This is a genomic window from Trichococcus flocculiformis, from assembly GCF_900113645.1.
Taxonomy (GTDB): Bacteria; Bacillota; Bacilli; order Lactobacillales; family Aerococcaceae; genus Trichococcus; species Trichococcus flocculiformis.
Genome location: NZ_FOQC01000022.1, coordinates 24722 through 37170, shown reverse-complemented (window position 1 = coordinate 37170; position 12449 = coordinate 24722). Strand labels below are relative to the sequence as shown.

General features: G+C 46.6%; 12 protein-coding genes and 3 tRNA genes. 12 read left to right on the top strand and 3 right to left on the bottom strand.

Annotated features, from left to right (window positions below; all coding sequences use genetic code 11):
* Positions 1-234 precede the first annotated feature (234 nt).
* The 4 genes from BMZ71_RS08790 to BMZ71_RS08775 all read left to right on the top strand — a co-directional run bounded on the left by BMZ71_RS08790 (position 235) and on the right by BMZ71_RS08775 (position 3048).
* On the top strand, positions 235-519 hold the full coding sequence (locus BMZ71_RS08790) for a GNAT family N-acetyltransferase (protein WP_068562662.1): 285 nt from the start codon (positions 235-237) through the stop codon (positions 517-519).
* 522 nt (positions 520-1041) lie between these two features.
* On the top strand, positions 1042-1986 hold the full coding sequence (gene metA / locus BMZ71_RS08785) for a homoserine O-acetyltransferase MetA (RefSeq protein WP_068562661.1): 945 nt from the start codon (positions 1042-1044) through the stop codon (positions 1984-1986).
* A 174-nt stretch (positions 1987-2160) separates the two neighbouring features.
* Positions 2161-2233, top strand: a tRNA-Thr gene (locus tag BMZ71_RS08780).
* Between the two features lie 161 nt (positions 2234-2394).
* Positions 2395-3048 (top strand): hypothetical protein, encoded by a 654-nt coding sequence (locus BMZ71_RS08775; protein ID WP_086989496.1) that lies wholly within the window; start codon positions 2395-2397, stop codon positions 3046-3048.
* 14 nt (positions 3049-3062) lie between these two features.
* Here the strand turns inward: BMZ71_RS08775 and BMZ71_RS08770 are convergent, their stop codons facing one another.
* Positions 3063-3500 (bottom strand): PTS sugar transporter subunit IIB, encoded by a 438-nt coding sequence (locus BMZ71_RS08770; RefSeq protein WP_086989497.1) that lies wholly within the window; start codon positions 3498-3500, stop codon positions 3063-3065.
* A 131-nt stretch (positions 3501-3631) separates the two neighbouring features.
* On the opposite strand from BMZ71_RS08770, the gene BMZ71_RS08765 reads away from it, so the two are divergent.
* On the top strand, positions 3632-5011 hold the full coding sequence (locus BMZ71_RS08765) for a DUF2254 domain-containing protein (protein WP_177187561.1): 1380 nt from the start codon (positions 3632-3634) through the stop codon (positions 5009-5011).
* 78 nt (positions 5012-5089) lie between these two features.
* On the opposite strand, the gene BMZ71_RS08760 is transcribed toward BMZ71_RS08765, so the two are convergent.
* A complete protein-coding gene (locus BMZ71_RS08760) occupies positions 5090-6310 on the bottom strand; it encodes an MFS transporter (RefSeq protein ID WP_086989499.1) in 1221 nt (406 codons plus the stop codon).
* 350 nt (positions 6311-6660) lie between these two features.
* Between BMZ71_RS08760 and BMZ71_RS08755 the strand changes: the two genes are divergently transcribed.
* Positions 6661-7323, top strand: a complete 663-nt coding sequence (locus tag BMZ71_RS08755) for a TVP38/TMEM64 family protein (RefSeq protein ID WP_245734409.1) — start codon at positions 6661-6663, stop codon at positions 7321-7323.
* Between the two features lie 47 nt (positions 7324-7370).
* Here BMZ71_RS08755 and BMZ71_RS08750 read toward each other — a convergent pair whose 3' ends face one another.
* A complete protein-coding gene (locus BMZ71_RS08750) occupies positions 7371-7958 on the bottom strand; it encodes an ECF transporter S component (protein ID WP_086989500.1) in 588 nt (195 codons plus the stop codon).
* Between the two features lie 176 nt (positions 7959-8134).
* Between BMZ71_RS08750 and yidD the strand changes: the two genes are divergently transcribed.
* The 6 genes from yidD (at position 8135) to BMZ71_RS08720 (ending at position 12142) form a co-directional block, all read left to right on the top strand.
* The gene (yidD, locus tag BMZ71_RS08745; protein ID WP_086989501.1) at positions 8135-8419 is read left to right on the top strand and encodes a membrane protein insertion efficiency factor YidD; all 285 of its coding nucleotides are present in this window, start codon (positions 8135-8137) and stop codon (positions 8417-8419) included.
* 45 nt (positions 8420-8464) lie between these two features.
* A complete protein-coding gene (locus tag BMZ71_RS08740; protein ID WP_068561291.1) occupies positions 8465-8746 on the top strand; it encodes a phasin family protein in 282 nt (93 codons plus the stop codon).
* Positions 8747-8776: 30 nt separating this feature from the next.
* Positions 8777-10360 carry an ABC1 kinase family protein gene (locus BMZ71_RS08735; RefSeq protein WP_086989502.1) on the top strand — a complete coding sequence of 528 codons (1584 nt, stop codon included), beginning with the start codon at positions 8777-8779 and terminating at the stop codon, positions 10358-10360.
* A gap of 127 nt (positions 10361-10487) precedes the next feature.
* A tRNA-Tyr gene (locus tag BMZ71_RS08730) sits at positions 10488-10571 on the top strand.
* A gap of 1 nt (position 10572) precedes the next feature.
* Positions 10573-10644 (top strand) — tRNA-Gln (locus BMZ71_RS08725).
* A 136-nt stretch (positions 10645-10780) separates the two neighbouring features.
* Positions 10781-12142 (top strand): metallophosphoesterase, encoded by a 1362-nt coding sequence (locus BMZ71_RS08720; RefSeq protein ID WP_086989503.1) that lies wholly within the window; start codon positions 10781-10783, stop codon positions 12140-12142.
* Positions 12143-12449 lie beyond the last annotated feature (307 nt).

Genomic DNA, 12449 nt, shown 5'->3' with positions numbered 1-12449 from the left:
CGATGCTCAGTTGCATGGGACTCTTAGGGATTCATCCCTTAGAGCCCCAGTACAAGGTGACCGTAGGGAACGTTGCGTGGACAGATTTCCTAAATTTCTTTCAGGGCTGAACGAACCCGTTCAGCTTTTCTCAGCTTTAGGATTATTCGGATTAAGTCGACTTAGTATATAAAATTGTGGAACCGTGCTAAACTATATTCAAGAGTAATTGTCAGAAGGTGAGGGATTAAAAATATGGTAGATTTTGTTAAGACTAAAAACGGCTTCGCTTTGAATGATGAGAACGAACGTATGATAGCTGAAATTACTTATGCACCTTACGGTGAAGATAAAGTTATAGCCAACCATACTTATGTGGATTCGTCTCTGAGAGGACAAGGCATCGCTGAAATGTTACTGGATCGCCTTGTCGAAGAGATGCGGGAGGAAGGCAAAAAAATTGTTCCGCGTTGCTCCTATGTCGTAGCGATGTTCGATCGCAAACGCGAAAAATATGCCGATATCAAGGCAGAATTTTAATACTGTTCTCTCTTATTTTAAATATAGATGAGAGTAGCGGGCCGGAATTAGGGGAAGTAGTTCCGGCCTGCTATTTTTTATTTGGTGGAAAGGTTCAATGATGATCGGTTTTACCTATTGACAAGATTAAGGAATAATGATAATTTAATTATATTAATATAATTCGAATCTGACAATAGAATGGGCAATGATAAGAAGAGTAACTTTGGGAAGTACGTAAAGAGAGCTCCTGTGTTGGTGAAAGGGAGCGTATCGGAACAAAGTGAAGATGGTCTTGGAGCCTTTAATCGGGTGAATAATCAGCCAGATTACGTACGCAGGCGATATTCTGCAGAGTATATAAAGGATGAGCGATCATGCAATCACTTTACGTACTTTTTGAGGTGAGGATTGTGAAGTCCTTATAAAAATGGGTGGTAACGCGAAGCTTTCGTCCCATGGTCGTAAGACTGTGGTGATGGGAGCTTCTTTGTGCATAATAGAGTTGTTGAATGGACCGGTTAATAAAAAGGAGTGGAAAATATGCCGATCAAAGTATCGAAGGATTTGCCCGCCATCAAAGAGTTGGCCAAAGAGAATATTTTCGTCATGGACGAGCTGAGGGCCGTCACGCAGGATATCCGTCCGTTAAAAATCATCATCGTGAATCTGATGCCGACAAAACAAGCGACAGAAACGCAGTTCATCCGTTTACTTTCGAACACATCCCTGCAGGTGGAAGTGACCTTGCTGCGGATGGAAAGCTATGATTCCAAGCATGTTTCGGAAGAATACTTGGACTATTTCTACAAGACTTTTTCGGATATCAAAGATCAATATTTTGATGGGATGATCATCACAGGGGCACCTGTTGAGAATCTTGCTTTTGAAGAGGTGGAATACTGGCCGGAACTTGTGTCCATCATGGAATGGTCGGCAAGTCATGTTTTTTCAACGATGCATATCTGTTGGGGAGCTCAAGCGGGTCTGTACCATCACTATAATATCGGAAAGTACCCTCTGAATGAAAAACTGTTTGGTGTGTTCAAGCACACGATCACCGATAGCCGAACGATGCTGCTCCGCGGTTTTGATGATGAATTTTATATGCCGCATTCCCGCCATACAGATGTGCGCAAAGCAGATATAGAGTCTTGCAGTGCGCTTGAAATCCTTGCGACATCCGAAGAGGCAGGGGTAAGCATTGTCCGCAGCAGAGACAACCGTTTCGTTTTTGTGACGGGTCATGCTGAATACGATTTTGATACGCTTGATAAGGAATTCAAGCGTGACGTTGCTCTGGAGCGCCCCATCAATATCCCGATCAACTATTATCCTGATGACAATCCGAGCAAGCGTCCGGTAGTACGTTGGCGCGGTCATGCCAATATCCTTTTCGTAAATTGGCTGAATTATTTTGTTTATCAGGAAACACCATATGATCTGCAACGTATCCATGAGCTGCGGAATAAGCCTGCTCAAGATTAAAATTCTTACTGAAGACTGTTGTTGTTGAGTTGTCCTGGATCTAAGCTAAGCTATTTCTGAAGGTATGCAGAGAGGGTAATTTCAATTTGATGAAATTGCCCTCTTTACAAACCAGCAAAATTTATTTATAATTTATTGTGTTGTGGCTCACTTTTTGAGTGAACCTACTGCAAGGCCGGCTTAGCTCAGTTGGTAGAGCATCGCACTCGTAACGCGGAGGTCACAGGTTCAAATCCTGCAGCCGGCATAATAGTATGAACACAGATATATCAAGGTCTCCATTACCTTTGATGTATCTTTTTTTTTGTCCATTTTTAACTGAAAAGAATAACGTACTTGTTGAAAAAGAATTTACCCCCTGAATGCGTATCTATTGAGTGAACGGCATTCGTGAAGGAGGCAGCAAATTTGGAAAAAAGCGAGCAGCATCATTTACTGGTTAACATGGACAAGAAAAAAATCATGGAACCGGCCCGACTGACTTGGGCAGGGGATAGCACGATCACAGGGATAGCTGCAACGCATCCGCAGTTGGGCAATCCTTTTCAATATGTGGTGTTCCAATTGTTGATGGACGAATGGAAAGGCGACAGGATCACTTTGGTTGTCGATTCCAAAGAAGTGAGAGATTACTTGTTGAAGGAAGAGGAGTATGCGTTCTATGCAGGATACAAGAAAAAATTATTGCGCCGGAGCCGGAAAGAAGCGGGGATAGATGTTGTCTCGATTGATCCATCCGAAGTTATCCGCTGGAAGAAACAGTGGGGGGAGTTCATCAACCAATACGTGCTGATCAATTATGACTCGCACCTATTCATGACTATTGATCGTCGGTTGTTCAAGCGCACGAAAAATTTGATGCCCTATTTTGTTCTGGCGCAAGCGGAAGAGCAAGCCGAGAGTAACGGTAGTTGGGCCGGGAATAGGATCGGGATTGAGCCGATCGATACGGATACGTTTGACAATGATGTCTATTTTGAAATGTTCCGGATGATAGGGGACAAATCAGCCTGCCAACTGGGTGTCGAAGATTTTCATCGGCGCCATGGCGGGATGAACTAGAAAATACAAAGCCACTATAATGAAGTGGCTTTTTTCGCTTCTTTTTGGAGCACTTTGTTGCGCCGGTAGGCCACGGATCGGGTTACGCGCATGACGTTTTCTTCACCCGGGAAATGGACGGGGTTGATTGGGCTCCGGCCGTACATTTCGAGTACATCCAGGACATCGGTCGACAATTCACGGATATCGATCAGTCCATACATGCGCGGCGGCAGGATGTAGATGGGTTTATCCGGACTGGCGTTTTGGACCATCTTTTTGACGTCGTAAGTCAGGTGCGGGCAACAGACGACGATATCGAATCGGTCCATTTTTTCTTGGGCGATCATGAACGGAGAGAATTCGATTTCAAATTGGTCTTCCAACTGGTATTGCTGGATGTCTTTTTTTACTTTTGCTGCCAGCGCGCTGGATGAAAATCCGCCGCCGCAGCATAACAGGATATGGACCATATGACTTCCTCCATTTTTTTGATAGGTCCATCATATCATTCAATGGAAGCGCCTGAAATGTTTATGTACTTTTTGCGGAAGGGTATCCTTCTTTGCATACCATATTTTTTTCAATGGAAGGGGCATATGGTATGATGAAAGAAATAAAACGAGCAGGATTTTTACTGAAAGGGGTGAGGGATGTGCTGCAGGCATTCCGATTAACTTTTGAAGAAAAGCGCATGTGGATGACTTTGGGCGGCAGTGTTCTCTTTGCGTTCGTGCTGGCCATCGCGGTCATTCTGCTCGATACGCGATTGGTCACGGCGCTTGATTATTTTCCGGCTTTTTTGCTGACGAGCGTCAACTTGGCCAAATCGATACTGAGCCTATTGGCGGGGTCGCTTTTCTCGGTGGCCACCTTTACGTTTGCTACGATGCTGTCCGTCATTTCCTTCTACTCCTCCAACTTCAGCCCGCGTACAGTCGAAAATTTTCTTTTGCACAAGACCTCCATGCAGACGTTGGGCATTTTTCTGGGGGGATTCATTTACTGTCTCTCGTCCTTGTTCTTTATGCGCAGTTCGGAAAATGAACAACTGGTCATTTCCGCGACGGTCGCCCTCGTCTATGCCCTCGCCTGTGTCGTCTACTTCATAAAGTTCGTCTATAATGTCGCAACGTCTGTGCAGTTGGAAAAACTGGTGATTAAAATTTACAAAGAGGCGGATACGATAGTCGATGAGACGATCGCGTACTTTCAGGAGAAACCGGTATTTGACCATCTTCCCCAATTAGAGACTTTGCATCAGTACACGGTCCATGCTGATAGGAATGGTTATGTGGAATATATCAACTTCGATCGTTTGGTGGAGCTGAGTACAGAATTTGAGGGGATTACGGTATTGCGCTTCAGGATTGGGGAATTTCTTTCCGGCAATGAACCGTTGGCCATTTTTTACACGAACCGGAAATTGGAGGATGAGCCGCGGCTGCAGGAAGTGCTGAACCGTAGCTTGACTTACGAAACGGAACCCTCCACGATGTTCGATCCGAATTTTGCCCGTAAAAAATTGATTGAGATTGCGCTGCGGGCAGTTTCGCCGGGAATCAACGATCCGAACACGGCGATTCACATCCTGCATTACAAGGCCTTGTTGGATGCCAAGTTTGCCCGTCTACCTGGAAGATTCGTTTTGATGGGAGAGGAAAAGAAGGACTTCGACGAGGAAGCATTACGTTACAGCGGCTGCGTGTTTTATGACTTCAATAATTTCTCCAAAGACCTATATGAAAGCTATTGGCAGCTGATCCACTACATGAAGACGGATATTTCCGGAGTAGTGGCCCTGTTTGATTCGTTGCTGACTGTCGCTTATGCGGCTCATCCGAAGAAATTGAGCTATATAAAGGATTACAGCAATTATTTGTCCAATCTGACGAGTCCTAACTTCACGGAAAGATTGGACCGGCAAAATATCGAGGAGAGGCAGCAGCGCATTCTGGGAATCGTCTGCGACGAAGAAAAATAAAGAAGAGGAACTCGAGCGAGCTCGAGTTCCTCTTCTTTATGCTGTACGGCACCACTGAATGTATGGAAGGTGGCTAATTCATATGTCTTTATTGTTGCGCCCATAAAGACTGCTGACGGTGAGCGACGTTCCGATCAAGCCTAAAATGATGATGTAACCGGCAATGAACCCAGCCGAGATGTATCCGCTGAGCGTCAATGCAAAAGCCGCCAACAGGTCAGCACCTTGGTAAGATAGGGAGCTGAAGGCCAAATAGGAAGCTTGCTTATCTTCCGGCACGAGATCGACTTTGCGGGCATTGATGTTCGGGGCGGAAGCCAGTTCGCCGATGGTCGCCAAAATCATCAACGGAATCAGAACGTAGATGTTGTTCATGACAGCAATCAATCCATAGCTGACGACATAGATCACAAGACCGTAAAGAATGGTCGCCTTTTCGGATCGCTTATCAGTGAAGCGCGATACCAAGAAAGTGAAGCCAACAACAAGCAATGTGTTGAGGACCTGCAGCAGACTGAGCATCCGGACGCCGTCGATCGGAACCGTGAAGAGTGTCAGCGTTTCGAACTCTTTTGAAAGCCGGACAGCGGTGTAGGTCTTCAGCGAGAACTCGGCCGTATTGAACAACGCCATACCCAGAATCAAAAAGAGCCATCGTGTATCTTTCGCGGCGATCCGGTAGTTCGATAATAGATCTTTTAGCCTGTTACTATGGCGTTTCTTCGTGGTGGCGTTCGTGTAGTCCAACTGACTCTGAAACAATAAGGCCATTGCCAATTGCGCTATCCCGGCCACCAGGAAGAGCTGGAAAAGGTAGTGCTGAAACAGGAAGCCGCCAAGTGAAAAACCCAGAGCCATCGACAAATTGAAGGTCCAATATTGCCATTGGTAGGCTTGTTTCCTATTTTCGATGGTAGTGCAGTCCATCAGTACGGCATCGTATGCCGGCGAATACAGATTGAAGGAAATGCCGCAGACAAGGTAACCGAGAATCAACCAACCATCTGCCGAAAGCAAGCCTGAAAATCTGAAGGCGATCAATAATAGGGATCCTCCGTACAGGCTCTGGAAAATATACAGGATTTGTTTTCTTTGGAAATTATCGGCAAGATAACCGCCGATGATGCCGGCCAAGAAGCATACGACCACATTTGTCATGACGAGCAAGCCAGTCAGTTGTTGATTGAAGACGCCGGCCAGATAGATGACCAGAAAAGGAATCGTGCAGGAATAGATCAAACTGTTTATGAAAGAACTGGCCAAAGTCGATCGGATGTTCTTTGAAAATGTAGTTGCCATAAATCACCTATCTTATTAAAGTTTCTATACACTGAAAGTATCACAGCTGCCGGTATTTTTCCAGCCGGAGGCGCCTTTTAGCACAAGATGTCCTTATTTTTAATGCTTATAAAATCTTAACTTTCTTTTTATGGACAAAATACCGGTAAGTGTTTATAATCGGTTAAGAAAATCCGACTTTTGTCCGAGGCATACATCGGGCGTTTGCGTTATAGTGGAGACACACAAAAAGGGAAGCGCTATCAAATTTTGAGCTTCACGGAACCGATAAGGTAAATTCACAGAAAGTTTATTTTCGTCAGGTATAATCGGAAATAGGAGCAGCGAAAAAAAGAATAAGAGGTGAAGAAGTGGAATTGGAGAACACCACCCATCAAGGGATTACATTGAACCGCAAAATCGTCCAGTTTTTGACGGTAGTGGGAACAGTCGCGACACTCATCTTAGGCATTTGGATCTATCGGACAGGCTTCTTTGAAGCTGAAGGCAGTTTTAAAGCGTTGTTGGATGGAATGGGTATCTATGCTCCTCTCACTTTCTTGCTGATCCAAATTATCCAGGTTGTCTACCCCATCATTCCGGGCGGAGTGACGGTCGTAGTGGCGCCGCTCGTGTTCGGTCCGCTTTGGGGGTTCATATACAGCTTTATCGGTGTGCTGATCGGTTCGAGCATCAATTTCATCCTCGCCCGCAAATACGGGAAGACATTCGTTAGAGCATTCGTTTCGGAAGAAACATACAGAAAATACTATGGTTGGCTGACGAAAGGCAAACGTTTCGAATGGCTGATGGCTTCAGCTTTTGCTCTCCCCGGCTTCCCGGATGATTTCCTTTGCATGGTCGCCGGTCTGACGGAAATGTCAATGAAACGTTTCATGGCCATCTTCCTCCTGTTCAAACCGATCACCCTGTACTTCTACGGCATCGGCGGGGCATCGCTTGTGACATGGGTGTTCCTGAATATGCCGACATTCATCAAAGGGTGGCTAGCCATCCAGCCGGTATTGCAATAAAATCCAAAATAAAAACGATGAGCCACGGAGGCTTATCGTTTTTTTGCTTATTTTCTTCTGACCTTCATCAATGCCGTGGCGATGAATGGGGCGATCAATCCGGCTGCGACGGCTTCGCCGATTCCGTTGGTTGCAACGATGCCAGCCAGCACTTTCAACAGGTTGGAAGGATCGACATTCAGGGCTGTGGCGTATTCATTGCCATAGAAAAGGGCGATGAATCCCAATACAAGCACTGTGTTGGTCAAGGATCCCAAAACGGCAGCGGTGACCATCCCGACTTTTTCCTGTTTGCGTTTCAGGAAAGTATGGAAAACAAGTCCTGCCACAAGCCCGACCATGACGCGCGGAACGACTGCGATGACCGGATTGGTCCAGAGCAGCAGATCCAATGGGGAAGCCGGCAGTGTGTAGGCCTTGACCATGCGCGCCAAGCCCCAGACGAGCCCGACAAGCATGCCGTCCTTCGTGCTCAGGACGAAAGCGGCCACGATGACGGTGATGTGGATGATGGTCGGATTCAGTGGCGGAATCGGAATGTTGCCCAGGAAGGGAACGAATGTCTGGACGATGATGAATGCGGACAGAATGCCAAGAATGGCGATGCGGTACGTTTTATTTTTTTGTGTATTCATGAAGGCTCAACCTCTTTTGTGTTTGCATTTCGGCAAGCGCCGATATATAGGTATTCTACCAAATTGTTCCAAAAAAAAATAGCGGCAGCGGAAGTCCTTTTATTATGATGCGCAATTATTTTATTTTAGGGAGAAAAAGGGTAAAATAGCAGTATAGAGCCAGAAAGGAAGCCGCCATGAAAAAAATTTTTATAGGTTTGATACGTGGTTACCAGAGATTTATATCGCCACTGTTTCCGCCGAGTTGCCGGTACTATCCGACCTGCTCGAATTATTCGGTCCAAGCCATCCAAAAACATGGCGCAATTAAGGGCAGTATAATGGGCATCTCACGCATTCTCAGATGTCATCCTTTTGTCAAAGGCGGCTACGATCCGGTGCCGGAACAATTCAGCATCCGCCGCAACAACAAAGAAGACGAACACAATCATTCGGAGCATGAACATTCCCATGAGCACTAAGATTTTTCGGATTTTCCCATTCCAACAATCAAAGGAGCGAGTACAATGGATGAATTAAAGAAGATTTTCTTAGCAGGTGTCGGCATGACCTCCACTTCGATCGAGAAGGCTGAAAAGCTGATCAATGAGATGGTCGAAAAAGGGCGCGTTACGGTCCAGGAAGGCAAAGAACTGCAGACGGAGTTGACCCGGAAAGCATCCGGCATCGTGCCGGCGACGAAAGCGGAACTCGATAATCTGCCGTTCGCCAAAAAAGAGGATGTGGAGGCGTTGGAAGCCAAAATGGACGCGATCAACGCCAAGCTTGATCAATTGTTGAGCAAATAAGCAATCGCAAAAGTTGAAGGAGGGGTCAGGATGGCAAGAGACGAACGGTTGCATGAAATAGTCCGGATCCTGTCCTCTTACGGGCTGCAATTCCTTTACCACAACCAGGTGAAGCCAAGCCGAAAAGATCAAGATCCGGAGAACCTTCGCCTTGCTTTCGAGAAACTGGGGCCGAGTTTCATCAAAATCGGCCAAATCCTTTCCACTCGCATCGATATTCTCCCGCAGGCCTTCGTTGAAGAGCTGGCGCATCTGCAGGATAAAGCGCCGGAGTTTCCGTTTGCGGAAGTCGAACGCATCTTTATGGAAGAAACCAAACTGTCATTAGGCGAAGCCTTCCTGTCCATCGATGAAAAACCGCTCGCCAGCGCGTCGATTGCGCAGGTCCATCGGGCGGTTCTCCGGACGGGGGAAGAAGTGGTCGTGAAAGTGCAGCGCCCGATCATCGATGATCTCTTGATCCGCGATTTGGACATCCTGATCCGGCTCAGCGGAAAGATCCCGAAGGAACTGGTTGAGGTGGTCGATCCGAAAGAAGCTTTGGAGCAGGTGAAAGCGAACACTTTGATCGAACTGGATTTCCGCAACGAAGCCCAATTGTTGCAGCGCTTTAGGGACCTCAATGCCACTATCGCTTGCATCGGCGTTCCGAAGGTTTATCCAGGGCTTACGACGCGCAGGGTATTGGTGGAAGAGTACATCGAAGGCACCAAAATCACCAATCGGGAACAGTTGGACTTGTTGGGCTATGATTTGGATGATATCAGCCGCAAATTGATGCTGGCCTATCTGAAACAAGTTTTCCACGACGGCTTTTTCCACGGAGATCCCCATCCAGGAAACCTGATTATCAAAGAAGGCAAAATCTATTTCATCGATTTCGGTATTATGGGAGATCTATCGGAGACCACAAAAAAATCGCTGAATGATATTCTCCAGGGATTGGCCTCGAAAGATCTGGATCGGATGGTGAAAGTCTGTCTAGAATTGGGGACACCGAAAGGACGGGTCGATAAACGCAATCTGTATGCCGATGTCGAGATGTTGTTCGACATGTATCTTTCGAACAATATGCTGAATGTGAACCTTGGGACGTTCATCACCGATTTCATCAGAATGTTCAAACGGCATAACATCGCCATTCCGAGCGATCTGACGATCCTCGCGAAGTCTTTGTCGATACTGGAAGGTGTTTTTCTGGAAATTTCTCCTGAATTGAACCTGATTTCGATCGCGAAAGACTATCTGAAGGAAAGTTTTACGCTGACGACGCTGATGCAGAAATTTTCTGCTGAAAAGTTGGCGTTGAGGGGCTATGCTTTCATCAAGGACAGCAGTGAAATCCCAAGCAGCCTGCTGGCTCTTCTGAAGCAAACGGCAAGCGGCAGGACCACGTTGCGGATCGATGTCGATCAGCTGGATGATAAGTGGAAGGACGTCAAAAAGATGTCCAATCGTGTCGTCATCTCTTTGATTGTTGCCGGATTGCTGCTGTCATCAGCCGTCATGTCCGGTACACCGGGAGGGCAATTCCTGGGGCAAGCGGGCTTTGTGATTGCAGGCTTGTTCAGCATCTGGTTGCTGATTTCCATTTTCCGTTCGGGGAACCTGTAAGCTTAATCGCTTATGCTTTTAAAGCGTTGCGACTGCATTAAAATATATTAAAAATTGAAAAGAACCTCTTGAAAATCGATGGCTGCTGTTATATTATATGTTGGTCAGCTTTTTAAGGAAAGCGCGCGGAGGGATAGCGAAGTGGCTAAACGCGGCGGACTGTAAATCCGCTCCTTCGGGTTCGGCAGTTCGAATCTGCCTCCCTCCACCATTGGGCTATCGCCAAGCGGTAAGGCAACAGACTTTGACTCTGTCATTCGTTGGTTCGAATCCAGCTAGCCCAGTCATAAAAACGAAGAAGCGTTCCGGAATCATACCAATGATTTCCGGGACGCTTCTTTTTTGATAGCAAATAATTCGACAAGCAGCAAACAGAACAACTATAATGAGTCCAAATGATCCACAAGGAGCCAGAAATTGATGAAAAGAATATTCAGGGCATTGACTGTATTGCTGACGGGTCTTTTTCTGTTTGGTTTGAACAATCAAAAAGGCGAGGAACGCGCGGTGCAGCCGATCGCGCCTTTAGTTGGGAAAGACGAAAATTTAAAGATTTGGATAGTGACGGATACCCACTACCTCTCCCCGGATCTGTTCGATGACGGCGAAGCGTTTGCCCGAATGAAAGCAACTTCTGCCGGTAAAGACTTGGAGCACGTCCCGGATATGATGGAGGCGCTTGTGTGGGAAGCAGCGAAAGAACAGCCGGATCTGTTGATCGTCAGTGGTGATTTGACCTTCAACGGTGAATACCAAAGCCTGGTGGAGCTTGCTGCATTTTTTGAAAGAATCGAAAAAAATGGGACGCAGGTCAGTGTGATACCCGGAAACCACGATATCCACAGCGGCTGGGCCCGGAAATTCGAAGGCGAAGAAATGGCTGTCGTTGAGCAAGCAACACCAGAGGACTTCCAACAAATTTTTGCGGACTATGGCTATGATCTCGCCATCAGCAAAGACCCGGAGTCCTTGAGCTATGTGATGGAGCCGAAAGCGGGATTTCCTTTTTTGATGATCGACACCAATATATACAGCGAAACGAAGAGCACAAAAGCCCCGAAAACGGAGGGAAGAATCAAGGAAGAGACATACGCCTGGTTGGATGAATATTTTGCGCTGCAGGAAGAGCACCTGCAGACGATCCAGCTGGTCGGGCATCATCCGCTGCTGAACCATACCGGCAGATTAGGCGGAGGGTTTATTTTGGAAAATGCGGAAGATGCAACCGACTATTTTGCCGGAAAAGGCGTCCAAACGAGCTTTGCGGGGCACATCCATGCACAAGATATTTCCGAGGCGACGGATCGGGAGGCTCCTTTCTATGAAGTCGTAACCGGAGCACTTTCGATATTCCCCAACGCGATCGGAGAAATTACATTAACAAATGAAGAATTAGCTTATCAGCGCAAAACCTTGGACATTGAAGGTTGGGCGGAAGTTACAGGGGTTGAAGCGCCTGAATTGCTTGCCTACACGCAGACTTCCCATGACTTGTTCAAGCGCGATGGCGAGAATCTGGCTTTGCAGATGATGTTCGAAGAACAGTGGCATGAAGAGATCTATGAAGAAGCTGTCATGGATTATGTCGGAAAGATGAATGTCCGCTTTTTTTCCGGGGAGGATTACGTCGAGGATGAGCGTTCTCTGGGAGAATGGACCAGCCATGCCGGCTATCAAATCATTCAACAAAACAGTGATAATTTTCTTAAGAAATACACGAACCAATTGCTGCAGGATAAAAATCTGGATGATCGGCACATTGTGATTCCACAGCGGCAATAAGGAAGAGGTTGGGCGGGTTGCCTAGCCTCTTTCTTATTGCCGTTTTTTTTTGCCGAAACAGGTTTAGGGATCGAAATCCGTCAATACGATACGCATGAAGGCCCGCAAGAAGATACACTGAAAGGTTAAGTCGCGTTTCCCTTTGCTAAAGATGAAGCAGGCGAAAAATTGCGTAAAGCGTTTGGTGAAGAATTACAGAACTTGCTTGCTGACGGTACAATCAAAGCCTTGTCTGAAAAATACTATGGCGTCGATGTGACAGAAGTAACGGAATAATCCACTCCAGCAAACCTCCTAGGGCGATCTG